Raw genomic sequence first — 26792 nt, 5'->3', positions numbered from 1 at the left:
ACCACGATACATACAACAACTAAAAAGAGGACAGCGCCCGAATGGCAGACCGGTTCGGGCGCTTAAACCAGTCTTTTTTATGATACAGAAAACGATCCTGACGCTCGTGGGTACGATTGGGCTGGGCACTTCCCTGCTGGCTCAGACGGCAACGCCCAATGCGGCCGCGGTGGATACGCTGACCAAAGAGGTCGCCATTGCCGTGTTTGAGAAAATCAACCAGCCCAAGGCGCAGGACATTTATGCTCAGCTGCTCGAATGTGGCGACGGCTGCGACCCGCAGATGATCATTAGAACGGTAGGCAGCTGGGATCAGGTGGGCGCCAAGCTGGAAGAACTGTCGGTGCTGAAAAACACCCAGCGTTTTCAGGCCCTGCCGCCCGCCGAAGCCAACGCGGCCATCCGAAAACAGCTGCTGCAGTTCTACACGAAACACAAAGCAGAAAAACCGTACAGCGTTCCGCTCACGCCAGCCGTTCAGCTGCAGATCCTGGCTAAAATTGACGGGCTCCTGCCCCCCGGCCAGCCTGACCCGGCGCAGCCTGCTACCGATCAGCCTGCCCCGGCCGAACAACCCGCCGTTGACGCCGAAACCGGCCTGTCGGACGAAAGCAACATAGACCCCGTAGCCCTGCAAATGAGCAAGCTGGAGCGGGCCGTAAAAGAAGAACAGGAAAAAAGTATGTGGATGATCATTGCAAGTGGTGTGATTGGTCTGATCGTGGGGGCTGGCGCGGTTTATCTGCTGGCATATCGGTCGTTGAAATCGGACGTAGACCAGCTAACGGCCGAGAACAGCCGACTGGCTACCCAGCTCGACAATGCGCAGCGCAGCAAACCGGCCAATACCCCCCGTCACCCACAGAACCAGCCCGACTATAAAGCCAAAGCCGATGCCTACGATACGATACGGGCCGAACTCGGCAATGATCCGTTGGCCGCTATTCGTCAGTTGAAGCAGTCGGCCAGTCAGCCCGCCAGCCCGGCAGCACCTGTCCAGCCAGTCGGTCCGGTTGTCGAAGCTAATGTCCGGCCCGAGCCCGAACCGGCGCCTATGATCCAGTCGCAGGGCACGCCCCCGCCGGTCCGGAACGAGGTGCTTTATTTCCCGCCCCCCAGCCCCAACGGTTTGTTCGACAGCGGCCAGCAGATGCCTGCGCTCTCGCCCGAATCGGCTTACCGGTTCAGCATCAGCGCCGACAAACCCGACGTCGCGACCTTTAGTTTTGAAGCCGAACCGGGCCGGGTAACGCGCCTGCTGACGTACCGAAACTACATGATCGAACCCGCCTGCGACAGTGAAAACAGCTACTCCTCGCAACATACCCGCATCGTTAACCGGCGCGACGGGGAGGCTGTCCGCGAAAACGGGGGCTGGCGCGTCGTCACGAAAGCCCTCATCCGCTATGAATAGGCCTGTGGCAATCATAGCGGCACTCCGGCCTCTGTTAGCGCTGCTCCTGATGGCATCGCTACTGCACCTGTCGGGCTGCTCGGGTTGCTCACGATCGGGTAGTCACCAGCCCCGCCGGACCAAACGCAGTACGTCCGACGCACCGGCCCGCGTACCGGCCGATACCACTCCGGCAGTGGCGAAACCGACGCTGAAGCAGATCGGCGACGGCCCAACCGAAGTGGCAATGGAGAAAGAGAACGGCGTATATAAAGTGCCAGTTACGGTAAACGGCGTTCCCATGCGGTTTATTCTCGACACCGGCGCAAGCCTGATCTCCATGTCGGAAGCCGAAGCGGAACTACTCTACAAACAGGGCGCGCTCAAACCCGCCGACGTGATCGGGCGGTCGCGCTTCCAGGACGCTACCGGTGCCATATCGCCTGGCGCGGTGGTTCGGCTACGGTCGGTCCAGATCGGGGATCGGGTGTTACAGAATGTCAACGCCAATATCGTCGGCAGCAGCAAAGCCCCGTTGTTACTCGGACAGTCGGCCTTGTCGCAGTTTGGCAAAATTTCGGTCGATTACCGGCGGAACGTGGTGACGTTTGATTGATTTTTTGTGTTTATAGCAATGACCAGCGCGGTTTACGACGACATGCCCGAAAATCGTGCTGACTTGACTACATACCACTACCGCTCTCAATGACAGAAACCGAACTGACCGATCGACTCCGCGAAGCCATCGTCCTGGATGGCCCCGACGCCTGGCGCACCAACGGCTACCTGCAGGATGCGCAGGCGGCTGGCCTGTCGCTGCCCGATGCGCTGAAACGAGCCAATGATATCAGTCAGGAGGTCAGCAACAACCGCATTCTTTTCCAGAATATACAGGCCCGCATTGCCCGGCTGGCCGAGCCGTCGCGCGCGCATCTGATCGATCAGGACATCAACCAGATTATCAATGCTGCCCGATCGCTGAACCTGTCGCCCGAGTTTGTCCGCAACCGCTGGATACCGGCCGAACTGGCGCGGCACAGCCCGAAGCCAGTGCCCCCCGTTAGCGAACCGGCCCCGGTCGTGATACCACCTGTTGCGCCCGTGGCTGATCCCTACGAAGACCTGATTGAGCCGGTGCCCGCGCCTGCCCCGCCGGTTGTCCGCGTTACCGAGCCCGCTCCCGTAGTCGAGCCGCCCCAGCCACCGCCTGCGCCAGAACCGGCTTATGTCCCTCCCGCTCCCTTGCCGGAGCCGCCCGCGCCCTTTGTCAGGACGTTTACAGCCACACCCGCCCGGGTCAGACAGGGCCAGGCCGTGACCATCGAATGGGACGTTACCAACCTGCTGGCCGTAACTATCGATGATCTGGGCGAAGGCCTGTCGCCGAAAAACCGGGGCTGGGTAAAACCAAAGAAGACCACCGATTACACGCTGTTCGACGTCAATAATAATCCGCTGAGTACCGTCCGGGTTGAGGTTATCCCCCGCGACCGGAGCGGCATATACGGCGTTTTGTTCGCGCTGGCCCTGCTGGCGCTGATTTACTGGTTTATCAGGAACAGCAACTCGGGAAGCCGGACCCGTGCCGAACCCAGTCGGCAGGAACAACTCGCCGACCGCTCCACAACCGACGAAACATCGGCCCTCAGCCAACAGGAAACGACGCCCGAACCAACCGCTTCGGAGACCGAGACCACGCCCGCCACGGACGAGGACGAGTCGATCGCATCCGACACCAAACCCGCCGACGAACCGAAGGTCCGGGAGCCGGAACCGCAGCGTGTCGACGAACCCGCCCCAACCCCCGCCGACGCCCGACAGGGAAAATATGAGGAGGCCTTCGGCGATAAGCCTTACGACAAAGTAGAACTCGGCACCGACGAACGCGGCTGGCGACGCGCCCGCAGCCGGGGCCGCTGGGGCTACATAGACCAGAATGACCAGTGGGTGATCGAACCCGAATACGAAGCTGTAACGCCATTCCGGGGCAATACGGCCGGGGCGTTTCTGAACGGTCAGCTCATCACCATCAACCGGGACGGCGAGCAGGTCCGGAATCCATAGACGACCTGCTGCCTACGGCCCCAGCGTAACGGTCAGCTTCTGAAACGAAGTCCAGTAGCCCGTTGTCGTCACGCCGATTCCGTTGCCCGACAACATCCTGAACGGATACGGGCTGCTGCGCACCTCCTGCTCGTTGATGTAAAAATGGAGCAGATCGCCCTTCCGGCGGATAATCAGCCGGTTCCGGTTTTTATCGAGTGCCACACCGGGCTTGAAATAATCGCCCGGCATGTAGTCGCTGAAGGTTTGCCCGTCGGCCATCCGCACGATGGCAATATCGCCGTTTCCGTTCAGCAGGAAAGCCGAATAAGTCGTTGAGTCGCGCACGCCGAATACGACCCCACCCGTAGGAATCCGGCCCGAGTCGGCAACAATGTCTACTTTGATGGTATACTCCTCCGCAATATTGAGGTTGATGGCGGTCGGCAGCGGCACGAAGCTGAACGCAGCCTGCTGTGTAGCCCGGCGTTTGAGAATATTGTATTTCCCCATGCCGATCTGATACTGATAGTCACCTTTCACACCTGCTTTCCAGCCGTTTCGGTTGGTGGCAAAATCGCCGGTAAAAGCGGGTCGGTAACCGGGATCAGCCGCCGGAGCGGGTCGACGGGTGGGCAGAGACGCCGGAGCAGCCGCTGTGGTGGCCGGTTCAGCGGATGTTGCAGCCGTCGAACGTGGGGGCACACTGGCCGAAGCCGTAGGGGTTGCGGGCCGACGCGCAGCCGTCGGCCGGAGGGTTACCTTCTGCCAGTCGCTGGAAGCCGAGTAAACGACATCCTTCGTCCGGCGGGTTTGCGCCAGGCCATCGGTAAGCAGCAGGACCAAGAACACCAGGGAGAAAAAAAGACGCATGGAAAGTTGTCGTTAGAATGAGTAGCGAAGAACGGCTGTCGGCTGGCCCATCTGAAGACCCGGCCGAACGGATACAGCATCAATCCGACGAGCCTCGCGACGAAGCTGGCTGTTCCGCAATCCCTTGATAAACGTTAAAACTACATCGGTCAGTGCCACGGCGGCAGCCGCCCGGGTAGCCATAAAATACCGCTGGTGATGGTTGTTGGCCGTCACGTAAAAGGGTTCGGCGGCCGCAGCATTTTTCTGTACTTCGTAGTCGGCGTAGGCATCCTGCGCCTGCTGGCGTTCCATGAGCCCATAAGCCACCAGACCGTACGTGGCAACGGTTACCAGCGGCCGGAAGCCCACGCGGGGCCTGGGGCGCTGCACAAAGATATTGCCGATGCCCGGCGCTACGGCACTGACCAGCGCCCAGGCAGGCCCGTCGTATCGCTGTCGACCTACCCGGCTCCCGCCCGGTATGGCTGGGGTTTCGGACCCGGCGGGTTCGGCGGGAGTTTGGACAACCGGCGCTGGCTCGGGTGCCGGTTGGTCCCGGTTCCGGCGTTGGCGCGGCTGGTCCGGAGCGGGTTCAGGGCTGGCAGGCGTAGCGGGCGTCGGGGCGGTAGCCACCGGAGCCGTTCTAGCCGGGTCTACCGGCTCGGGAGTTGGTTCAGGAGCCGCTGGCATTACCCCCGCTTTGACCCGTACAATGGCCTGAATTTCTTCGTCGAGCGCATACCCATTGGCCAGCGCATTCCAGACAATACGCCGGTCAGAACCGGCCACGATACGCCGACCCACATCTCCCCGCACCAGTTCGGGCCGGATGGTGAGCAGGCCACGAACCCGGCTGCGGATGTCGAAATAAACGGAGTCGCCGGGGCGGGCGCTGATCAGGTCGTACCGAATCTCGAGCTGGGCCGAGTCAATGGCGCGCACCCGAATGTTGCGTACCCGCTCCTGCGCCTGGACCGCTGGTATCAGGAGAAGCCCCCCGAAAAAAAAGAGAATAAAACGCATCATGGCTTAGTTACGGACGGTGATCTGAGCGGTACGGACGTATTTATCATCGCACGAGTTGACCAGCACGAGCGTGACGGTATAGGTGCCCGGCTGGGCGTAGTTATAGGTGACCCGGTTTCCGACCCGGCCGATGTTTCGCCCATCGCCGGGGTCCCAGCCCGCCACGGTGATATCCCCCGCGGGTTTATCCAGAAAAAAGGTGACATCCAGCCGATCGACAACAACGCCGATCTCGGCCGAGGGTTGGGCGCAGACAGGAAAGGTTTTGCGCTCCAGATCGAATGGCTCACAGGCAGCCAGACCCAGTATCGCAAACCCAAATAGGAAACGTTTTAGCATAAGTAGTACAATAAACAGCAAATTAAGTGATAGTAGACCAATGAAGATATACTAGCCACCAAAATAGACTTGATCCGGTCTGTACCAAACAGCCACTCTTTTGCGTAAATTTATACAATCACTCACCAATGTATTACCTGATCCAACACCGGAACGAGTAGCCGTTCAACAGATCGATTGACTTGTCATAGTTATGCCTGGACTCAAAGCCCAACAGGACCCTATAGCCGATACCCTTACCCCGTTCGATGTTCGCCAGACCGTTGACCAGCTCAACCTGATTGGTGTTACTATTGACCGCGACGGTACGCTCAGCTACGCTAACCCGTATACCTACCGCGTTACGGCCTGGCAACCCGACGATATCGTCGGCAAAAACTTTTTCGATATTTTCATTCCGGCGGCCGACCGCGCCCGGCTCGAACTCGAATTTGAAGACGCCCTCACCAAAGCCACCTTTCCCGAACAGCGGGAGATCAGCATGCTGGCGCGCAGCGGGGCCGTCCGGAATGTGCTGCTCAACTCATTCATTGCCAACCGGGCCGACGACAGCACCGGCACCCATCGATATGTTTCGTCGTTTACGCTCATCGGCGAGGATGTTACCAACAAACGGCGGGTAGCGTCGGCGCTCTCGAATACCAATGCGCAGCTTCAGGACCTTGTCGACAACACCTCCGACCTGATTCAGCTGCTCACCCTCGACGGCAAATTTATTTTCGTGAACCGCGCCTGGCGCGACGTACTCGGCTACAGCTCCGACGAAATTGCCGCCCTGAATCTGCGCGACGTACTCCACCCCGACTACGCCACCAGCACCCTGGCGGCCCTCAAGCGCATTCAGCAGGGGGATAAACTGCCGTATATCGAGACCGTTTTCCGTAGCAAAACAGGCAAAACACTCTTTCTGTCGGGCAGCGTCAACTGCCGTTTCGATAACGACCGGCCAACGGCTTTCCGCTGTATTCTGCACGACACGACCGGGAAAATCCGCGCTGAAAAATCCCAGAAACTTTATTACAGCATCGCCAACTGGACCATCAACACCCCCAACCTGGACGAGCTGTACCAGAAAATTCATGAAGAACTGGGTAACATCATCGATGCCCGTAACTTCTTCATTGCTCTTTACGACGCCGGCAAAACCTACCTGTCGTTCCCGTACTATGTAGACGAATACTTTGGCGGCAACATGCGGTTCACTAAGCGGAAGATCGGCAACGGGCTTACCGAATATACCATTCAAGCCAACAAACCGCTGTTTCTGTACGAGAAAGATATCCGGGCCCTGGCCGACCAGCACGAGATCGATCTGTACGGCCAGCTTCAGCCGCAGGTCATGCTGACGGCTCCGCTCCGGATCGGCGACGAGATTACGGGGATTATTGGGGTCAAATCGTACGACGATGCCCGCACCTACGGCCCCCGCGACCTCGAGCTGCTCGAGTTCATTTCGGGGCAGGTGGCGCTGGCCATTGCCCGAAAGCAGTCCGAAGCGGCTCTGGATAAGCAGAACGCCCGGCTCAACGCCATGTTCGACAGTAGCACGTATCTGATCTGGTCGGTCAACAAAGCGCTGCAGCTCACCTCGTTCAACCGAAATTACGCCCAGCTGATCGAACGCAACGTAGGCGCCCTGCCTACCCTCAACAGCAGCGCGCCTAACTTTGGCTGGCGGATGGTCGGCCCCGAAAGCCGTAAAATCCTCGAAGACCGCTACCGGCAGGCTTTTCGGGGGGTGCCCCAGAACTTTGAACTCCGCATCGACGGCGACCGGCTCGACAACTCGGAAGTCTGGCTCGACTTCCAGCTCAACCCGATCATGCTGGCCAGCGGGCTCATTGAAGAGGTATCCGGCATAGCGCGCGACATCACCAACCGCAAACGGGCCGAAATCGCGACCCGGCAGAGCGAAGAAAAATTTCGGGGTATCTTCGAAAATCTCCAGGATATCTACGCTCGGGTCGACCGGAAAGGGCGCATTACGATGGTCAGTCCGTCGGTTTTCAAACGCCTAGGTTACACGCCGGACGAGGTACTGGGGCAGGATGCCATGCAGTATTTTGTAGACAAGAGCGTTATTCACCGGGCCATGATCAAGCTGGGCCGCAACCACAGCCTCCGCAACTTCGAGGTCAGTATGCGCCGGAAAGACGGCACCGAGCGGCAGTTCATGTTCAATATGCTGCTGCTGAACGATGGCCCCGGCAACGACCCCGACCCGGTAGTAGCGGTGCTGGCCCGCGACATTACGGAGCTGAAGCGCCAGTCGGCCGAACTGGTCAAAGCCAAAGACGAAGCCGAACGATCGCTGAAGGTTAAGGAGCAGTTTCTGGCCAATATGAGCCACGAGATCCGGACGCCCATGAACGGGGTGATCGGTATGATCGACCTGCTCAACGACACCCAGCTCGACGACGAACAGCGGAGCTACGTCAAAACCATCAAGCGGTCGTCAGAAACGCTGCTCAACATTCTGAACGACATCCTGGACCTGTCGAAGATCGAAGCGGGCAAGATGGTGCTGCACGAGTCGCCGGTTGCGTTCCGGGAGATTTTCGAGAAGCTAATTGCCCTGTTTGGGCAACAGGCCAACTCCAAAAACAATACGCTGACCTACCACCTCAGCCCCGACCTGCCCACCTACGTCATTGCCGATCAGACGCGGCTGCTGCAGGTGCTGTCGAACCTGACCTCCAACGCCATCAAGTTTACCGAAAACGGCGAGGTGCGCGTAGAGGCTTCGCTCATTAGTAAACACGGGAAGTTTAACCGGATTCGGGTGGCCGTGATCGACTCGGGCATTGGTATCTCGCCCGCCAATATCAAGCTGCTTTTCAACTCGTTCAGTCAGGTCGACACCTCCTCGCGCAAGTCGTTCGGCGGCACGGGGCTGGGGCTGGCCATCTCCAAAGAACTCGCCACGCTGATGAAAGGTGAAGTGGGCGTCGAGTCGGAAGTAGGTCAGGGCAGCACGTTCTGGTTCACCATCGAGCTGAAAGAAACTGCCATCAGCCCCACCCAGCAAACCACCGAAGTGGCCGAAATAGCCCTCGCCAACTTCTTCTCGACCTACCACCCGCAGGTATTGCTCGTCGACGACAATGCCGTGAACCGGAAAGTAGCCAGCGAAATTCTGCGCAAAGCCGGCTGTGTCGTCACCACGGCCGACAGCGGTCCCGCAGCCATCCAGGCCGTAGACGAGCGGGTGAACGACGGCGCCGGATCAGCCACACCGGCAACCTCGCCCTTCGACGTCATTTTTATGGATATTCAGATGCCCGACATGGACGGCGTAGAAACGACCCGGCATCTGCGCCATCAGTTTGGCAGTCAGCTCCCGACCATCGTAGCGATGACAGCCTATTCGATGCGCGAGGATCGCGAACGGTTCATCAGCCAGGGCCTCGACGATTACATTGCCAAACCTATCCGGGCGCAGAGCCTGGTGGCGAAGGTAAAAGAGATCGTTGACAACCGGCAGCTGAAAGCCAGCCAGCCCGAACCCTCGGCGGCTCCGCCCGTCAGCAAGCCGAAAGAACCCAAACCAGAGAATCAACTCCCGATTCTCGACGAAGCCATTGTGGGTCAGCTGCGCGACATTGGCGGCCAGGAGCTGGTCGACAGTATTCTGGAAGAGTTTATGATCGAAGCCGCCGATCTGGTACGGGGCGCCGTTGATGCCTACGCCCTGGGCGACATCCCGACCGTGAAAAGCCACCTGCATACGCTCAAAGGATCGGCGGGGACCATCGGCGTAGCGCGCATGGCCGACATTGCCCGAACGGCTGAAGGCAAGCTCAAAGTCAACGACACCAGCGGCCTGAACGAAGCCCTTCAGGACCTCGAAAAAGCCTTCGCCGAGTTCCTGGCCACCCGCGAAGAACCCTGATGCCGTAAGAGTGAGGCTCATTGTGAGTTACCCAATATCTTCATTTGAGACGAGCCCGGGATTTCCGAAAAGACCGTTTCTGCTATTGATGACAAAGGCATAAAATTGGATGTGGCGTAACCAAACAAACGTAACTACTGATGAACCCCTCCAACCAGTTACTTTGGCAGAAACTGGTGGCCTTCCGGTTCGACGAACCCGGCGTGGCGCTTCCCTTCACCGCCCGGCTGGCCCGCGAAAACGGCTGGTCGGACGCCTACGCCCGGCGCGTCGTTACCGAATACCGGAAGTTTCTGCTGTTGTGCTGCCTGACCGAAACCGGCGTTACGCCCTCCGATGCCGTCGATCAGGCCTGGCATCTGCACCTGACCTACACCCGCTCCTACTGGATCGACCTGTGCCGCACCACCCTCGGGCGCGATATTCACCATACGCCCACCCAGGGCGGCAGGCAGGAAGCCGATAAGTTTAACGGGTTCTACTCGGATACGCACCGGCTATATCGCGACACCTTCGGCACCGAAACGCCCGCCGACATCTGGCCCGATGCCCGCATCCGTTTTACCAATACCCGGTTTCAGCGCGTAAACCGGGGCCGATACTGGGTGCTACCCAAACCATCGATCCAGTTCAGCCGGGGCCTGACGCTGGTTGGCCTATTGCTGACGGCACTCCTCTTCGTGCAGGCCAGCTCACGGATGCTGGTGGTGGCGCTGCTGGTCATAGTCGCGTTTGGCGGGCTGATCTGGCTGCTCGGCAGCCTCGCCAACTCGAACACAAACCCCGACCAACGACGACAGCAGACCGATGCTGGGAGCGGTATAATTCTGTTTTCGGGCGATGCCGACCACCACAGCCACGACGCAACTGATGGTCATGACGGCGCTGACGCCGGAGCCGACAGTGGCTGTTCGGCCAGCGGTTGCAGCGGCTGTGGTGGTGGCGACTGATTTGACTTAATCCCGCACCGGGAAGCGCCGGAGCTGGCGTTCCAGATCCTGAATAGCGCCCTGCAGTTCTCGTTTGTCGGGCGAAACAGGCAGGTAGAAGGGAGTGGCGCCGGTTTGCCAGGAAGGCCGGGCTTCTGAGCCGAGCTTGATCCGGAGCCGGTAATCGCCCCGCCCGCCCGACAGCGTGCTGAAGCCAAGGGCCGGTTCAACAAACGTCAGTCGGGGCGACAGCTCACGCTCGTCGGCTACCGACCGCATCCATTTAAGCAGAAGTTCCAGCTCCCAGGTTGACAGGACGGGGGCCGTACGAACACATTCGCGGTTCTGATAGCGGGTCTTTACACTGACAATAAGCCAGTTTCGATCCATGAAATAGGGCGAGTCGCTGCATTCATAATCCAGAATGTTCAACTCGAAGGCCCCTTCGGGTCCGGTGAGTTTCATAAGTAGTAGAGTGAGAGAGTATAGAGGAAGGATAGCTTATAAACACATAGTACCTGACCAAGCCACTGGTCGTCAGTCAAATGCCTCTCGGTTGCAAGTCGACAAACGGCTGGGACGGGCAGGTAAAACACCGTAGCGCTGTTACTCAATTTACTTTATAGGATATGAATGGTAAACTTAACTAAAATAATGATACGCGCCATAGGAAAAAGGCTATTTTTTCGAAAGATTTTATCGACTTTGCCAACATATGCCTCTCCAGAACGCGGTTGGGGTACTTGACCGAACCAGACCGGCAAATAGTCTTTTTGTGTTTGCCGAATTAACTCTATAATTTCACCACACAAACGTAACACGATTCCCCAGCCCTATGTCAGCTTCCAAACGCGTCCTGATTGCCGAAGATAGCTCCGTTATTCAGAATCTGGCCCGCAAAATCCTTGAGTTTCAGAACTATGATATTACTGCCGTAAAGAACGGCGACCAGGTTTTACAGATTCTCGAGAAAGAAGACTTCAGCATCCTGCTGCTCGATATCAACATGCCCGTCATGGATGGCATGGAATGCGTACGTCGCGTGCGGGCCCTGTCTGACACGACCAAAGCCGAAGTACCCATCGTGGCCATTACCGGTAACGCCAAGAACTATACGGAAGAAGAATTCAAGACGGCCGGCTTCAACGACGTCCTGGTTAAACCCCTCAACTTCGACCGTCTGGTAGAAGTCGTCAATCAACTTACCGATAAATAAAGAGCGGTTGAGTGATTGAGTGATTGAGCGAATCAGCTGTACGCTACCCAAATTCACTCAGTCACTCAATTACTCAATCACGCACCATGGTTGTTACGCTGCTTGGAACCGGAACGTCGTCGGGGGTGCCGCTGATTGGCTGTGACTGTGCCGTATGCCGCTCGGCCGACTTTCGGGATAAACGACTGCGCACCTCGGCCCATATTGCCATCGACGGGCGTAGTTTCGTCATCGATACCGGGCCCGACTTCCGGCAGCAGGTACTCCGGCTCAATCTGCACCAGCTCGATGCCGTCCTGTTTACCCACGAGCACAAAGACCATACGGCGGGGCTCGACGAAATCAGGGCCTATAATTTCCGCTCCGGCCGGGATATGCCCGTCTACGGCCGCCCTACGGTACTGGCGCAGCTCCAGCGCGAGTTTGCCTACATCTTCGCCGAACACAGGTACCCCGGTATTCCGCGCATCCAGCTCCACGAAATTCAGAACCAGCCCTTCGAGGTGCTGGGGATTCCGATAATACCGATCGAGGTCATGCACCACCGGTTGCCCGTATACGGCTACCGAATCGGCGATTTTACGTACCTGACCGACCTCAACGCCATTGCCGAACCGGAACTGGACAAAGTCTACGGCACCCGAATCCTGATCCTCGACGCCCTGCAGCGCCAGCCGCATATTTCGCACTTCAACCTCGATCAGGCAGTGGCGCTGGCCGAACGGATCGGCGCCGAGCGTACCTACTTCACCCACATCAGCCACAAGCTCGGTATGCATCAGGACGTCGAGAAAGAGCTGCCTCCTTCTATTCGACTCGGCTACGACGGGATGCAGATTCATCTGTAAACCAATCCCCCGCCCCCAGCGTTACCGGCATACAGACTCGCTCCCATGCCGACACTTGTCAAGCCAACCCGTTCGTTCTCCGATACGCTTCTGAGCCATTATCGCCAGCAGGGTGACCCGCCTGCCGATGCCGTTCTGGCTGCCGTTGCCGATGCCAGCGGACGCGGGGGCATCAGTACGCTGATGCAGTGGCTAGCCGACACCCATGATGTCGACCTGGCTCAGCAGCCGGCAGCCGTTCAGGCGTTTTTTACCGAACAGGGCCGACTGCCCGACTGGGCCGACCCGGCCCGGATGAAGCGCGGAATGGCCTTTTTTCAGCAACATGCTGGTCTGATCGGGCTCGTGCTGGGCACCTACTCACTCCCCTACACCTACATGGGTGCCGATGGGGTGCAGTTGCTCTGGCTTACCGAACGGATCAAAAACGATACGGCCCGACGCCTGCAGGAAACCGGCGAATGGGTCTTTGGAGTCAATACGCCCAACGAATGGAGCGGGCCCGTCAAAGCCGTTCTGCGCACGCTGAAAGTTCGGCTGATCCATGCCGGTGCCCGCTGGTTCGGGTTACAGTCGGGGCGCTGGAACATGGACTGGGGTATGCCCGTCAACCAGGAAGATATGGCCGGCACCAACCTGTCGTTCTCGTACATTGTGCTGCGGGGCCTGCGGCAATCGGGCGTTGCGGCCACCGAACAGGAGGAAGAAGATTACCTGCACCACATCAATGTCATTGCCTCGCTGAATGGTGTTGCCCATGAACTGCTTCCCCAGAACCTGCGCGAGGCCTACCACCTCGACCGCGCCATTGCCCGTCGTCAATTTCGCGCGTCTGAAGCCGGCAAAGGCCTGACCAGCGCGCTTCTCAACGCCATTGCCGAGGTTGCCGGAAAAGCGTCGAGCCAGCCCGATAACGTCAGGAACCTCGCAGCCGCTCAGATGCGTTTCTTTCTGGGCGACAGCCACGCCGACGCCCTGGGGCTGCCAGCCGTTCCGTTGGAAAAACGCATCGTCAACGTCGTCAGGCGGCTCCCCATATTTCCCAATACCGTTTTCAGCCTGTGAGTATGCTGGGTATGCAGATCAACCGCGCTGAACCGAAACATAAACGTAACCTTGATTCAATTAGACCCCATTGCTGCCCTGGCTACGGCCCCCGGAATTGGCGCCATTGCCGTTATCCGCGTATCGGGCCAGGACGCCATTTCCATAACGAACCGACTTTTCCGCGGCAAGGACCTCACCAAGCAGGCCAGCCACACGGCGCATTTCGGTACCCTCCGCAACCGCCCCGACGCATCGGGCGAAGAAACCATCATTGACGAGGTGCTGGTAACCATTTTCCGGGCACCCCGTTCCTTTACCAAAGAAGATGTTGTCGAGATTTCGTGCCACGGCTCGGAGTTCATCATCCAGCAGATCCTGCGACGCCTGACCGAAGAAGGCGTCCGCCTAGCCCGGCCGGGCGAGTTTACCCAGCGCGCGTTTCTGAACGGGCAGTTCGACCTGGTCCAGGCCGAAGCCGTAGCCGATCTGATCGCGTCCGACTCTGACGCGAGCCATAGGGCCGCCCTCACCCAACTGCGGGGCGGCTTCTCCCGGCAGCTCAAAACCCTGCGCCAACAGCTGATTGACTTCGTGGCGCTGGTCGAACTCGAGCTGGATTTTGGAGAAGAAGACGTCGAGTTTGCCCACCGCGATCAGCTCCGGCAGTTGATGCACGACATCCGGCGGGTGCTGCATCCCCTGATCGAGTCGTTCTCAACTGGCAACGCCATCAAAAACGGCGTTCCTACTGTAATTATCGGCAAACCCAACGCTGGCAAATCAACCCTGCTGAATGCGCTGCTGAACGAAGAAAAAGCCATTGTCTCCGACATTCCCGGCACCACCCGCGACGTGATCGAAGATGAACTATTCATTGACGGCATCCGCTTCCGGCTCATCGATACGGCCGGGCTACGGCAGGCTACCGACACCATCGAAGCCATTGGTATCGAACGGACGCAGCAGAAAATGCGGGATGCGTCGCTGGTGATCTACCTATTCGACGGTCTTAACATCGCTCCCACCGACCTGCGCGACGCCGTAGCCGAGGTGCAGGCTTCGGGAAAACCGTATCTGCTGATCGGCAACAAGCTGGACGCCATTGACGCCGGGCGTAAAGAAGAATTGGAGGGTATCGCCAGCGAACCCATTGTCTGGATTTCGGCCGCCAGGCATACGCATCTGGACGAGCTCAAGGCGGCCCTATCGGCCCATGTCCGCACCGATGCCGCCGTACAGACGGGTAGCGCCGTAGTGACCAACGCCCGTCATTACGAGCACCTCACCGGCACGGACAACGCTCTGGCCCGCGCCATTGCCGGCCTCGACACCGGCGTTACCCCCGACTGGCTGGCGATGGACTTACGGGTTGCCCTGCAACACCTGGGAGAGCTAACCGGCGAGATCACTACCGACGACCTGCTGGATTCGATCTTCAGCAAATTCTGCATCGGCAAGTAACCACACTCAGTAGATTAATACTTTATTTTCATTTTGAGCTATATTCCGTACACTAATGGAATGTACGTATACATGATGTTCAATACATACGTCTGTTTATCGGCGCTGGCTAACTGAACCAGATTCAGAAAATTTACCAGGGCCTCGCGTAGCTTATGTCCTGACTATTGCTTGTAGACCCTGACCCTGTGTTCCAAACAAATAAGCGGTCATTTTAACATTAGTCAACTAGCAACACGTGCACTATACTGCCCTTTTGCACATATATTTACGTTCTGTTCATATTTCACGATCAAAAAGGGCAACATAATGCACTATGGATAAACTAATCTCGGAACTCATTGCGCGTCGGAATACGCTACGCCTGACGCAGGAGTACCTGGCCGAGCTGGCAGGGGTCAGCCTGCGAACGGTAAAAGCCATCGAGTCGGGAGCGGGTAATCCCAGAGTGTCTACCCTGATCAAACTGGCCGACGTATTGGGTATGGAACTCAGATGGATCGTAAAACCACATAATCTGTAATCGCATGCGCCAGGCAGCCGTTTACCGAAACCAGGAACTGGCGGGTTATCTCACCGAAAAGACTACCCAACACTACATCTTCCGCTACGATGAAGGGTGGCTGGTCGACGCGCAAAAACCGGCGATCAGTCTGACCCTGCCTAAACGCCAGGCGCCTTATGAAAGCAATCAGCTCTTCCCGTTTTTTGCCAATCTGCTCAGCGAGGGCGTGAACCGGCGTTTGCAGAGTACTCAGCTGCACATCGACGAGAACGACAGCTTCGGTCTGCTGCTCGCTACGGCCCGATACGATACCATCGGCCCCATCACCGTACAGCCCCTGATTGCCCCATGAGTATACCTGCTGTTTCCTGTTGTCCGGGCACGCTCGCCGAGGGCTTTACAACCTATAGCCCCGCCTGTCTGCGCCAGCTGTTCAACGGCAAGCGGGTGAGCCACCTGTTGCCCTATGAACAGCCGCAGCGCGACGAGGCCGTGGCCGGACTTTTCCTGGAAAATCGTAAACGCATTTCCATATCGGGCGTGCAGGAAAAAGAAAGCCTGCTGCTGGACAGGAACCAACTCCGGCTTACCCAGGCCGGTGAGCAGGGAACGTATATTCTTAAGCCCATTCCGCGCGACGTCCTGAAGGTAGATCAGGTACCGGCCAACGAACACCTGACCATGCAGATTGCCCGGCAGGTGTATGGAATCGATACCGCTGCTAACGCACTGGTATTCTTCCAGGACGGCGCACCCGCCTACCTGACCAAACGCTTCGACGTAAAACCCGACGGGACTAAATGGGGCATCGAGGATTTTGCGTCGCTGGCGGGTAAGACAAACCAGAACGCCGGGCCTAATTTCAAGTACACCTACAGCTATGAAGAAGCGGGACTACTGATCCGGCAGTACGTGGCCGCCTGGCGGGTCGAGATCGAGCGGTATTTCAGGCTGGTCGTCTTCAATTTCCTGTTTTCAAATGGCGACGCGCACCTGAAAAACTTTTCGCTGATGGAGTCGGCCTACGGTGATTACCTGCTCAGCCCGGCCTATGATCTACTCAACACGCACCTGCATGTCAACGATACCGACTTCGCCCTGGACAACGGTCTGTTTGCCGATGGGTACCGATCGGCAATCTTTACCCGCACGAACCATCCGGGACTGAGCGACTTTACCGAGTTTGGCCGGCGGATCGGGGTGGCCGACAGGCGGATCGAACCGCTATTGGCGCCGTTTCGCGAGCGGCAGGCCAGCGTAAGCAGTCTGGTTGAGCGATCGTTTCTGAACGAAAGCAGCAAGCGGGCTTACCTGCTGCATTACAACACCAAACGGAACTACTTAAACACGAGAGAGTAATCACTCTCAGTCGGCAACAGGTAATTCTTCACCAATTAATCACGTACTCACGTGAACTTTATGAGCGGCCAGACCGCTTTGTAGATGTTGTAGCCTAACCGCTTAACTTTGCGTTGCATTAACTCCCCCGATGAACAAACGACGGTCTGGTAATCCGATCTGGCACCGATTATTCTGTCTGTTGATGGCGTTCTACGTCATTAACGTCAGTATCGATGCGCCCGACGGATACGTCACGCCGAACAGCCGGGGCGAATACCGCGAAGACCTCTCCTTTAACGAAATCGAAAGCTTCAGCGAGTTGGTACTGGAGACGATATTCGGCATTCAGGACGCCGTTCCGGAGCATGACGAGTCCGACGAGGAAGAAGACCAGGTATCCAAAATTTTTGTCGACTGGTCAGTTCCCGGACCGGTTGTCATGTACGAGTTTGCGGCTTCTGCCGGCTTTGTAACTGTGCCGGTTCAGGCATTTACCCACACGATCTACCGCTCCAGATCGACCGACATCAATACCCCTCCCCCCCAGATTGCGTAGCGACTAGTGCGCCTATTGGCCGATCAGGGCAGGTCCGTTCCGGGTCTGTGCAGGCTATGGCGCGTCCTGATGTACCGGCTCGTGGCTAGCCCGGTGCCTTTCCATCCATTTTCTCGTTCATTTTACCAAACAGACTATGTCTGCACAACTGGTGACCCGCTCTGGCCGGGTCCAATTGTCGGCGCTTGTCCTGTTCGTTCTGCTGGCTGTTGCCTTATTGCCAGGCTGCTCGAGCGAAACCAAACAGCAAGCTGCCCAAACCGAAACCTATCCGGTCATTCAGCCGGTCATTACCGATACGATCTACGCCAAAGAGTATGTTGCCGACATACAGGCCGTACAGAATGTTGAGATACGCACCCGTATTGAAGGCTATCTCGACCGCATTTACGTTGATGAAGGAACGTTCGTGCAAAAGGGACAACTGCTCTTCACAGTCAGCAACCCCGAGTGCCGGGAAGAACTCCTGAAGGCACAGGCCAGCCTGAAAAATGCCATAGCGGAAGCCAAAACCGCCGATGTTGAGGTCAAAAGTGTTTCCCTGCTGGCGGGTAAACAAATCATTTCAGGCATCGAACTGGAGAAGGCTCAGGCAAAACTAGCGGCCAGCCAGGCCAGAATTGACGAAGCTAGGACGTCCGAAACCGCAGCCAGACTCAAGCTGGCCCTGACCCAGATCCGCGCTCCCTTTGCCGGCACCATTGACCGGATTCCCAATAAAGTGGGGAGTCTGGTTGACGAAGGAACCCTGCTGACGACCCTCTCCGACAACCGGCAGGTATTTGCTTATTTCAACGTACCCGAAGGCGAGTATCTGGATTTCATGACCGCTCAAGACCCGCTGCAAAAACGGGCCGTATCGCTCCTGCTGGCCAATAATCGGCTGCACGGTAGCCCGGGCGCCATCGAAAAAATAGATGGACAGATTGACCGTAGTACCGGAAATATTGCCTTCCGCGCCCGCTTCGCCAACTCCCGGAACCTGCTCAAACACGGGTCGAGCGGTAAAGTTCGAATGAATCAGACCGTGACGAACGCGCTGCTTATTCCGCAGCAGGCGGCCTTCGAGCTCCAGGATAAACTCTTCGTGTTCGTAGTCGGAGCTGACAATAAAGTACAGATGCGGAGCTTCGTGCCCAGGCTTCGGCTGCCGCAGCTCTACGTAGTCGGATCGGGCCTGTCGGCCAGTGACCGGATCCTGTTCGAAGGCATACAAACCGTCAAAGAAGGTGATATCATCCAGCCCAGGCTGCTGTCGGCCCCGCAGGTCATGGCACAGTTAGCCAGGCAATAACTGACCCGTACTATGTTTTCCCGATTTATTGAACGCCCCGTACTGGCTATTGTCATCTCGGTGATTATTACCCTGCTGGGTCTGCTGGCGGTAACCCAGCTCCCGATGACCCAGTTTCCGGCCGTCGCTCCGCCGGAGGTCAACGTGACCACTGAATATACCGGCGCCAACGCCGAAACCTCCGTCAAGGCCGTCATCACGCCCCTCGAACGGGCCATCAACGGCGTACCGGGCATGAAATACATGTCGTCCGATGCCACCAACGACGGTGTGAGCGTCGTGCAGATCATCTTCGAGGTAGGCACCGACCCCGACGTAGCCGCCGTAAACGTACAGAACCGCGTGGCGGCCGTGATGGCCGAGTTACCGTCGGAGGTGATCAAAAACGGGGTAAAAATCGCCAAAGAAGAAAACTCGATGCTGATGTATCTGAATATCTTCAGCGACAATAATGCCCTCGACGAGAAGTTCCTCTATAATTTCACCGACATCAACATCCTGGCCGAGCTCAAGCGGATCAAAGGCGTGGGGTATGCCGACATCATGGGTGCCCGCGAGTATGCCATGCGGATCTGGCTCAAGCCGGACCGGATGCTGGCCTACAACATATCGGCCGATGAGGTGGTTGAAAAGCTACAGGCCCAGAACGTAGAAGCGGCTCCGGGCAAGCTGGGCGAAAGCTCTGACAAGCAGGGACAGGCGTTGCAGTACGTGCTGAAATACACCGGTAAATACACCACCGAAGAAGAGTACGGCAACATTCCCCTGCGGGCCAACACCGACGGGGAACTGCTCCGGCTCAAAGACCTGGCCGATATTGAGTTCAGCACGACGTACTACGATGTTGTATCGAAGCACAACGGGCGCCCGTCGGCTGCCATCATGCTCAGGCAACTGCCGGGTTCCAACGCCAGTGAGGTTATTGCCGGTATCAAGGCCCGCATGGCCGAGCTGAAGCAAACGCGCTTTGCCCCGGGTATGGACTACGAAATTACCTACGACGTATCCCGCTTTCTCGACGCATCCATTCACGAGGTGATCAAGACGCTCATCGAAGCGTTCGTGCTGGTCGCGCTGGTCGTGTTTCTGTTTTTGCAGGACTGGCGGTCTACGCTGATCCCGGCCATTGCCGTGCCGGTAGCGCTGATCGGCACGTTCTTCTTCATGCAGCTTTTTGGCTTCTCCATTAACCTCATCACCCTCTTCGCCCTGGTCCTGGCGATCGGGGTCGTTGTCGACGACTCCATCGTGGTCGTCGAGGCTGTTCATGCCAAAATGGAACAGGACGATCTGGACCCCTGGGCTGCGTCAAAAGCGGCCATGAGCGAGATTGGCGGGGCCGTCGTCGCCATTACGCTGGTGATGGTCGCCGTGTTTGTACCCGTCATGTTTCTGACGGGGCCGGTGGGTATATTCTTTCGGCAGTTTGCCGTGACGATGACCGTGGCTATTCTGATCTCGGCGGTCAATGCCCTGACGCTCAGCCCAGCCCTCTGTGCATTGATTCTGAAAAACACGCACGGCGAACCTAAACAAGGAATGCTCAGCGGCTTCTTTGACCGCTTCAACCGGGTCTACGACGGGCTGGCGCGTCGGTATCAGCGTCTGCTGCGGCTCATCATTAATCGGCGGGTGGTAACGTTCGGTCTGCTGGGGGCGTTCTGCGCGGGCATCTGGGGCACGAGCTCACAGGTAGCGCCGGGCTTTATTCCGAACGATGACCAGGGTACGTTCTACGCCAGCATTACCACCCCGGCGGGCGCTACCCTGGAGCGAACCCGGCAGGTCGTTGACCAGATTCAGCAACTAGCCAAAGGCATTCCCGCGATCAAATCGGTCTCCACGCTGGCGGGTAACAACATCCTCTCCGACGGTACAGGCGCTACCTTCGGCACCTGCCTGGTCAATCTCAAAGCCTGGGACGAGCGGACCGAATCGGTCGATGAGGTGATGGAAGCCCTGGCCGAGAAGACGCGCGGCATCAAAGGTGCGCAGATTGAGTTTTTCCCGCCCCCGGCCGTACCGGGCTACGGAAATGCCAGCGGCCTGGAGTTACGGCTACTCGACCAGACCGGCAAGGGCGACTACAAGCAGATGGAAAGCGTAGTTCGGCGGTTCGTACAGGATTTGGAAGATCGGCCCGAGATCGAAAACACATTCACCATTTTCGACGCCAGCTTTCCCCAGTATATGCTCTACGTAGACCCCGACAAAGCGGCTCAAAAAAGCGTGTCGGTCGGCGAAGCCATGCAGACGCTGCAAACCCTGATCGGTTCGGAGTACGCCACCAATTTCATCCGCTTTGGCCAGATGTACAAGGTGATGGTGCAGGCCCTGCCGAGCTACCGGGCGCAGCTGGATGATCTGCTGAAGTTATACGTCAAGAACGATAATGGTCAAATGGTCCCTTTTTCGGCCTTCATGCGCGTGGAGCGGGTATACGGACTGGAGCAGGCAACCCGCTACAACATGTACCCTTCTGCCGAAATCAACGGGCAGGCAGCGCCCGACTTCAGCAGCGGCAGCGCCATCCGGGCAGTTCAGGAAGTGGCGGCTACCAAACTACCCAAGGGCTACAGCATCGACTGGGCCGGTATCTCCCGCGACGAGGTGCAGTCGGGAAACCAGGCCGTGATTATTTTTCTGATATGCCTGGTGTTCGTTTACCTGATCCTGTCGGCCCAGTACGAAAGCTTCCTGCTCCCGATGCCCGTAATTCTGTCTTTACCAACGGGGGTGTTCGGGGCGTTTTTCTTTTTGTGGATCACGGGGCTGGAAAACAACATATACGCACAGATTGCCATGGTGATGCTGATCGGTCTGCTGGGCAAAAATGCCATTCTGATCGTTGAGTTTGCCAACCAGCGCCGGGCCGAGGGGCTATCCATTGTCCGAGCCGTCATAGAAGGCGCTCTGGCCCGGTTACGGCCTATTCTAATGACGTCCTTTGCCTTCATTGCGGGTCTGATCCCGCTCTGTATCGCTACCGGGGCCGGGGCCGTGGGCAACCGCACCATCGGTACGGCGGCAGCGGGGGGGATGCTGATGGGCACCGTATTCGGGCTGGTCATCGTGCCGGGCCTGTATGTCGTGTTTGCCAGCCTCGCCAATCGCTTCCGCAAACCGCGTTCGGGCTCCCATCAGTCGTCGGCCATCCGTACTTCCTCCACCAGCGCGCCCCTCCATGAACCGGTATAAACTCCATTGGTTATTCTTCGGCGGGTTACTTGCCGGTAGCCTCGGTGGCTGCCGGATCATGCATCAGCCCGCCCCTACACCGGTGATGATGACACCGTCTTCGTTTACCGGCAAAGCCGACTCCACCGGCATTGGGGAGCAGCCCTTCCGCAGCCTGTTTACCGACCCGAACCTGGTAGCGCTCATCGATACGGCCCTGGTGCGCAATCTGGACGTAAAGATCGCCCTGCAACGGATTGAGGGAGCGCGGGCTATGTACAGCATCAGCCAGGGCGCGCTGCTGCCGCAGGTCGACGCGGTAGCAGCGGCCGGCATAGACCGATTTGGTCGGTATACGCTGAACGGGGTCGGCAATTTCGATACGAACCTATCCGATAATGTGCGGGGTAATTTACGGATTCCGAACCCCACGCCTGACTTGTTTGCCGGTTTTCGAGCCTCCTGGGAGCTCGACATCTGGGGAAAACTTCGCAACCGTCGACGGGCAGCTTACAACCGGGTGCTGGCTTCGGTTGAGGGTCGCAATCTGGTCGTTACGGCCCTGGTTGCCGACATTGCCCGGCTCTATTATTCGTTGCTGGCCGACGATGCCGAACTGGAAATTATCCGCGACAATATCGAGCTGCAACAACGGGCGGTCGAGTTAGTGACCGTTCAGAAGCAGGCCGGGCGGGTAACCGAACTGGCGGTGCAGCAGGTCAACGCGCAGTTGCTGAACACCCGCGCCCTGGAAGGGCAGGTGCGGCAACAGATCGTCGAAACGGAGAACCAGCTCAATGGGCTGCTGGGTCGGTACCCTACGCCCATCCCGAGGGGTTCTTCTATTCAGGATCAGCAACTACCCGGATCGGTTCGGGCGGGTGTGCCAGCCCAGCTGGTACGTCGCCGACCCGATATCCGGCAGGCCGAGCGCGAACTGGAAGCGGCCAACGTCGACGTAGCCGTGGCCCGGGCCGAGTTTTTACCGGGGTTGACGCTGACTCCTTATCTGGGCCTCAACGCATTCCGGCCCGGGGTACTGCTGAATCCGGCGTCGGTAGCCACGGGCGTACTGGGGAGTCTGGTGGCGCCGGTGTTTAACCGACGACTGTTGCGGGGCAATCTGGCTAGTTCACAGGCCCAGAGCCGCGAAGCCTACTATGCTTACCAGCGGGCCATTCTGACGGGCGTGGGCGAAGTCGTGAATAGCTTGCAGGGCCTGGAAAACTACCGGGATGTGGCTGATCTGCAGACGCAGGAAGTGGCCGTACTTCGGCAAGCCGCAACGACCGCTAACGATCTGTTTTCCGCCAGCTACGCCACCTACCTGGAAGTAATTACGGCGCAACGATCGGTACTGGATGCCGAATTGGGGTTAATCAACACGAAACAGGCGCAGTTTACCGCCCTGATCGACTTATACCGGGCGCTGGGGGGCGGCTGGCAGTAAATAAACCACCAGATGTATTCATATAAGCCGACCTGATCCTGTCTCAAAGACGGCCTGAGAGAGTTTACCTTTACCGGTTCCCATTGACTACCTTTCGCCCGTCATCCGTTCGTTACGAAAAACCGTCTCCCATGAACACGAATCCAACGTCATCCCGGGTTGAGTTTGCCCGGCGGGTCTGTATTGCCGTCGGCATTGCGCTTTTCTTCGTTCTGGTGACCTGGTTACTGGGCGCGTCATTCAACGTGCTCCTGTTGCTCCTGTGCGCCATTCTGATTGCGCTGCCCCTGCGGGCCGCTGCGCGCTGGCTAAGCCAAAAAACCGGCTGGCGCGAAGGTATAGCCCTGATTGTTGTCGGGCTGACGTTGCTGGGAACGCTGGCCGGCGTTGGCGCCCTGGTAGCTCCGCTCATTGGCGAACAAACGCAGCAACTGCAGCAGGAGTTACCCGGCGTCCTGAAAAACGCGCAGCAGCAGATCGAGAAAACGAGCTGGGGGAAACAGCTGATTGGCCAGATTCCGGAGTCGCCCGAGAAACTCCTCAAAGGGGGCGGGGGCAGCCAACTGGCCGGGCGGGTCTTTGGCGCCGTTTCGGGAACGGTCAGTGTGTTTACGGACCTGTACGTCATTTTCTTTCTGGCCCTGTTCCTGGCTGCCGAGCCCCGGCTGTACACCGACGGGCTGGTCAAACTCATTCCCCCGGCCGGGCGGCAGCGCACCCGGCACATTCTGGCCCAGCTGGATGAGTCGTTGCTGGGCTGGCTGATCGGCACCCTGATCTCCATGGCTATCGTCGGGCTACTAAGCTGGCTGGGCCTCTCGCTGCTGGGGGTTCGGCTGGCCGGTATCCTGGCTTTGTTTGCCTCCCTGATCACCTTTATTCCTAACCTGGGTCCTGTGCTGGCGCTGATCCCGGCCCTGCTGTTTGCCCTGCTCGATGGCCCCCAGCAGGCGCTGAACGTTCTGCTACTGTACGTAGGTATCCAATTCGTGGAAAGCAATCTGGTAACGCCCCTGATCCAGAAGCGGCTCAACGACATTCCGCCCGCCCTGTTGCTGCTCGTGCAGATCATCGTGGGCGCGTTTGCCGGTACGCTGGGCCTGATCATGGCCGCGCCCCTGCTGGCCATTCTCATGGTGCTGGTCAGAACAATTTATCAGGAAGATATGCTGGGCGACAGTAGCGGGGATTAGGTCATGACAAACACCCTGTCGGTCGTACACTACCCATACGAGGTGGCGTTCGGGCAGAAAATGCGATCATAACCAGGCAAATTTGTACCCCATTTGTACCCTTCAACTTAGAGTAAGCCAGTACCGCACAGATAATCAGCGCATAAGAGACTGCCTTTATATTCTGCATCGGCAAGTAAATTTGCAACGTTATAACGCGCGCCAACACCAACCTGGCTTCATGTAATCGGTAGCGCTGATAGTCACTGTCCCCTGTCAAGTATGAACCGTAGCCCGCTACTGGTTGGCGATTGTCTCTACTGGACGCGCCGGGCACTCCGCAAACATATTGAAGCGCTTGGCGTTCGGGCAGGCGATGCCGTTATGGTACATGCCGGGCTCCGATCGGTAGGGCCTATGCTGCACGGACCCGACGCACTGATCGGGGCGCTACTGGATGCAGTCGGGCCAGCCGGCACGCTGCTTTGTTACGTGAACTGGGACCAGCAGTATGAAGATGCGGTGACGGACACGGGCCATGTACCCAACGCGCTCAAAGCCGACATTCCACCCTTTGACCGACTCGGGTCCAGAGCCAGCCGCGACCACGGTGCGTTTGCCGAGTTTGTCCGCACGACCCCGGGGGCACTACGAAGCCAGAATCCCGGTGCGTCGGTGGCGGCCATTGGTGGTCGGGCGGCCTGGTTTACCGCCGACCATCCGCTCCAGTATGGATATGGACCGGGTTCTCCCTTTGAGAAGCTCGTGCTGGCAGGCGGCTCGGTACTCACCATTGGCGCCCCGCTGGATACCATAAGCCTGCTGCATCATGCCGAGCATCTGGCCCGCATACCCGGCAAACGCATAGCCAGGCTGGAGGTTCCTATCCTGACCAATGGCCGCGTCGACTGGCAGATGGTCGAAGAGTTCGATACGAAAGACCCGGTCGTTGAGGGGCTCGACCCGGACTATTTCAAGACCATCGCCGATGCGTTTTTGCTGCATAAGGGTGGCCGGCAGGGGTTGATCGGCGATGCGCCGTCGGTACTGTTACCCGCTGCCGCGCTGGTTGCCTTCGGTGTCGACTGGCTGGAACGGCGTTTCGGCCGGGCGCATCCATAACCACAAGCCGGTTTTTGCAGTTAGGCTAATACAATGTCCTTCTATGGGTGTGCGTAAAATCGTGCCGATTCTTCAACTCCTGGCCCGGGCATTCACCAACCTGAGTGCGAATGATCCTATCCGCATGGCGGCTGCTACGGCCTTCTTTGCTTTTTTCGCCCTTCCTTCCATCCTCATCATTCTGTCGCAGCTGTACGGAGACTGGCTTACGGGCGATCGGCGGTGGGTAAACAGTCAGTTGTTTCGCGAACTGGCCGATCTGTTCGGTCCCTCCAGCGCCCGTCAGCTGCGCGACATTTCGCGTAGTCTCCAGAAACCGCGTTCGTCGGAGTGGCTTACCGCCCTGAGTCTGGTGCTGCTGTTTCTGGCGTCTACTACCCTCTTCACCACCATTAAAAACTCGCTCAACCAACTCTGGAATGTTAAGTCGACTGCCCAGGGCCGGGTCTGGCCGGGTTTACTGACCAAGCTGGTTGCACTGGGCATCATTATTTTCTCCGGCTTTCTGTTTACAGTCTCCCTAAGTCTGCACAAAGCGGTATCAACCCTCAGCGCCGATGCCTCGTCGTACGCCTGGCTGGCGCAGATAGCCCACCAGAGTTTGTCGGTGCTGGTGCTGACCATCTGGTTCGGGCTTGTTTTCAAATACCTGCCCGACGTTCGGATTCACTGGCAGGCGGTTTGGGTGGGCGGTCTGGTAACGGCCCTGCTCGTTGAACTCGGCGAGGTTGTTCTCGACCGGCTGCTGATCAACAGTCCCGTGCGTAGTTTTTACGGCTCAGCAGGCAGTACGATACTCGTGCTGCTCTTCGTTTTTTACTGTTCCCTGATCTTTTATTACGGGGCCAGTTTTACCCGTCAATATGCGCTCTGGCAGGAATTAGCTACCGAACCCGGCGCCAACTCGGTGGCCTACCAGATCAACGAAATACCTGATCAGAAGCCCCCTTCCACCAGCTAACTTGGTAGGATTTACTGAAAACGGGACGCAGCCTGTCGGTCTGTCAATCGGGTCTACCGGTCGAAGAAAATCGCTCTTTCGATAGATCGTCAAAATAAGGTCGGTATAATACTAGTATTTCTTACTTAAACCTTATTGCTTTGAAGCTTCAACCAGTTCTTCGTT

Annotated in this window: 23 protein-coding genes; 19 read left to right on the top strand and 4 right to left on the bottom strand. The window is 57.9% G+C overall.

Annotation, left to right across the window (positions count from 1 at the left end; all coding sequences use genetic code 11):
* Positions 1 to 79: 79 nt before the first annotated feature.
* The 3 genes from FBR45_RS22990 to FBR45_RS22980 all read left to right on the top strand — a co-directional run bounded on the left by FBR45_RS22990 (position 80) and on the right by FBR45_RS22980 (position 3457).
* Positions 80 to 1414 carry a hypothetical protein gene (locus FBR45_RS22990; RefSeq protein WP_138506726.1) on the top strand — a complete coding sequence of 445 codons (1335 nt, stop codon included), beginning with the start codon at positions 80 to 82 and terminating at the stop codon, positions 1412 to 1414.
* Entirely contained in the window at positions 1407 to 2009 is a 603-nt protein-coding gene (locus FBR45_RS22985) for a retropepsin-like aspartic protease family protein (protein ID WP_138506724.1), read from the top strand. The genes FBR45_RS22990 and FBR45_RS22985 overlap by 8 nt, the downstream gene beginning before the upstream one ends.
* A gap of 89 nt (positions 2010 to 2098) precedes the next feature.
* On the top strand, positions 2099 to 3457 hold the full coding sequence (locus FBR45_RS22980; RefSeq protein ID WP_138506722.1) for a WG repeat-containing protein: 1359 nt from the start codon (positions 2099 to 2101) through the stop codon (positions 3455 to 3457).
* Between the two features lie 12 nt (positions 3458 to 3469).
* Here the strand turns inward: FBR45_RS22980 and FBR45_RS22975 are convergent, their stop codons facing one another.
* From FBR45_RS22975 to FBR45_RS22965, 3 genes are read right to left on the bottom strand one after another with little or no spacing between them, the layout of a single operon-like run.
* A complete protein-coding gene (locus FBR45_RS22975; RefSeq protein ID WP_138506720.1) occupies positions 3470 to 4309 on the bottom strand; it encodes a hypothetical protein in 840 nt (279 codons plus the stop codon).
* Positions 4310 to 4321: 12 nt separating this feature from the next.
* Positions 4322 to 5317 carry a hypothetical protein gene (locus tag FBR45_RS22970; protein ID WP_246082354.1) on the bottom strand — a complete coding sequence of 332 codons (996 nt, stop codon included), beginning with the start codon at positions 5315 to 5317 and terminating at the stop codon, positions 4322 to 4324.
* A 3-nt stretch (positions 5318 to 5320) separates the two neighbouring features.
* Positions 5321 to 5656: a PKD domain-containing protein gene (locus FBR45_RS22965; protein WP_138506718.1), complete on the bottom strand. Its 336-nt coding sequence runs from the start codon at positions 5654 to 5656 to the stop codon at positions 5321 to 5323.
* A 193-nt stretch (positions 5657 to 5849) separates the two neighbouring features.
* Between FBR45_RS22965 and FBR45_RS22960 the strand changes: the two genes are divergently transcribed.
* Positions 5850 to 9548 carry a PAS domain S-box protein gene (locus tag FBR45_RS22960; RefSeq protein WP_138506717.1) on the top strand — a complete coding sequence of 1233 codons (3699 nt, stop codon included), beginning with the start codon at positions 5850 to 5852 and terminating at the stop codon, positions 9546 to 9548.
* A gap of 140 nt (positions 9549 to 9688) precedes the next feature.
* On the top strand, positions 9689 to 10498 hold the full coding sequence (locus FBR45_RS26510; RefSeq protein WP_212748648.1) for a glycine-rich domain-containing protein: 810 nt from the start codon (positions 9689 to 9691) through the stop codon (positions 10496 to 10498).
* Between the two features lie 6 nt (positions 10499 to 10504).
* On the opposite strand, the gene FBR45_RS22950 is transcribed toward FBR45_RS26510, so the two are convergent.
* On the bottom strand, positions 10505 to 10942 hold the full coding sequence (locus FBR45_RS22950; RefSeq protein ID WP_138506715.1) for a WapI family immunity protein: 438 nt from the start codon (positions 10940 to 10942) through the stop codon (positions 10505 to 10507).
* Positions 10943 to 11312: 370 nt separating this feature from the next.
* Between FBR45_RS22950 and FBR45_RS22945 the strand changes: the two genes are divergently transcribed.
* The 14 genes from FBR45_RS22945 (at position 11313) to FBR45_RS22880 (ending at position 26627) form a co-directional block, all read left to right on the top strand.
* Positions 11313 to 11693, top strand: coding sequence for a response regulator (locus tag FBR45_RS22945; RefSeq protein WP_138506712.1), 381 nt, complete (start codon positions 11313 to 11315; stop codon positions 11691 to 11693).
* 86 nt (positions 11694 to 11779) lie between these two features.
* The gene (locus FBR45_RS22940; protein WP_138506710.1) at positions 11780 to 12541 is read left to right on the top strand and encodes an MBL fold metallo-hydrolase; all 762 of its coding nucleotides are present in this window, start codon (positions 11780 to 11782) and stop codon (positions 12539 to 12541) included.
* Between the two features lie 45 nt (positions 12542 to 12586).
* Complete coding sequence (locus FBR45_RS22935; protein ID WP_138506708.1) at positions 12587 to 13606, top strand: oxygenase MpaB family protein; 1020 nt, start codon at positions 12587 to 12589, stop codon at positions 13604 to 13606.
* A gap of 51 nt (positions 13607 to 13657) precedes the next feature.
* Positions 13658 to 15049 (top strand): tRNA uridine-5-carboxymethylaminomethyl(34) synthesis GTPase MnmE, encoded by a 1392-nt coding sequence (gene mnmE, locus FBR45_RS22930; protein WP_138506706.1) that lies wholly within the window; start codon positions 13658 to 13660, stop codon positions 15047 to 15049.
* Positions 15050 to 15365: 316 nt separating this feature from the next.
* Positions 15366 to 15572 (top strand): helix-turn-helix transcriptional regulator, encoded by a 207-nt coding sequence (locus FBR45_RS22925; protein ID WP_138506704.1) that lies wholly within the window; start codon positions 15366 to 15368, stop codon positions 15570 to 15572.
* Positions 15573 to 15576: 4 nt separating this feature from the next.
* Positions 15577 to 15906 (top strand): HipA N-terminal domain-containing protein, encoded by a 330-nt coding sequence (locus FBR45_RS22920; protein ID WP_138506702.1) that lies wholly within the window; start codon positions 15577 to 15579, stop codon positions 15904 to 15906.
* Positions 15903 to 16913 carry a type II toxin-antitoxin system HipA family toxin gene (locus FBR45_RS22915; protein WP_138506700.1) on the top strand — a complete coding sequence of 337 codons (1011 nt, stop codon included), beginning with the start codon at positions 15903 to 15905 and terminating at the stop codon, positions 16911 to 16913. Before FBR45_RS22920 ends, FBR45_RS22915 begins: the two co-directional genes overlap by 4 nt.
* A gap of 130 nt (positions 16914 to 17043) precedes the next feature.
* Positions 17044 to 17451: a hypothetical protein gene (locus FBR45_RS22910; protein ID WP_138506698.1), complete on the top strand. Its 408-nt coding sequence runs from the start codon at positions 17044 to 17046 to the stop codon at positions 17449 to 17451.
* 136 nt (positions 17452 to 17587) lie between these two features.
* Positions 17588 to 18745, top strand: a complete 1158-nt coding sequence (locus FBR45_RS22905) for an efflux RND transporter periplasmic adaptor subunit (protein WP_138506696.1) — start codon at positions 17588 to 17590, stop codon at positions 18743 to 18745.
* Between the two features lie 12 nt (positions 18746 to 18757).
* Positions 18758 to 21943, top strand: a complete 3186-nt coding sequence (locus FBR45_RS22900) for an efflux RND transporter permease subunit (protein WP_138506693.1) — start codon at positions 18758 to 18760, stop codon at positions 21941 to 21943.
* Entirely contained in the window at positions 21930 to 23372 is a 1443-nt protein-coding gene (locus FBR45_RS22895) for an efflux transporter outer membrane subunit (protein ID WP_246082353.1), read from the top strand. Before FBR45_RS22900 ends, FBR45_RS22895 begins: the two co-directional genes overlap by 14 nt.
* Before the next feature lie 131 nt (positions 23373 to 23503).
* Positions 23504 to 24565, top strand: a complete 1062-nt coding sequence (locus FBR45_RS22890) for an AI-2E family transporter (protein WP_138506691.1) — start codon at positions 23504 to 23506, stop codon at positions 24563 to 24565.
* A gap of 261 nt (positions 24566 to 24826) precedes the next feature.
* Positions 24827 to 25666: an aminoglycoside 3-N-acetyltransferase gene (aac(3), locus tag FBR45_RS22885; protein WP_138506689.1), complete on the top strand. Its 840-nt coding sequence runs from the start codon at positions 24827 to 24829 to the stop codon at positions 25664 to 25666.
* A gap of 43 nt (positions 25667 to 25709) precedes the next feature.
* Positions 25710 to 26627, top strand: coding sequence for a YihY/virulence factor BrkB family protein (locus FBR45_RS22880; RefSeq protein ID WP_246082352.1), 918 nt, complete (start codon positions 25710 to 25712; stop codon positions 26625 to 26627).
* Positions 26628 to 26792 lie beyond the last annotated feature (165 nt).

Origin of the sequence: Spirosoma lacussanchae, assembly GCF_005870035.1 — a bacterium.
In the GTDB taxonomy this organism is placed as follows: Bacteria; Bacteroidota; Bacteroidia; order Cytophagales; family Spirosomataceae; genus Spirosoma; species Spirosoma lacussanchae.
This window is presented reverse-complemented; position numbering and strand designations above follow the sequence as displayed.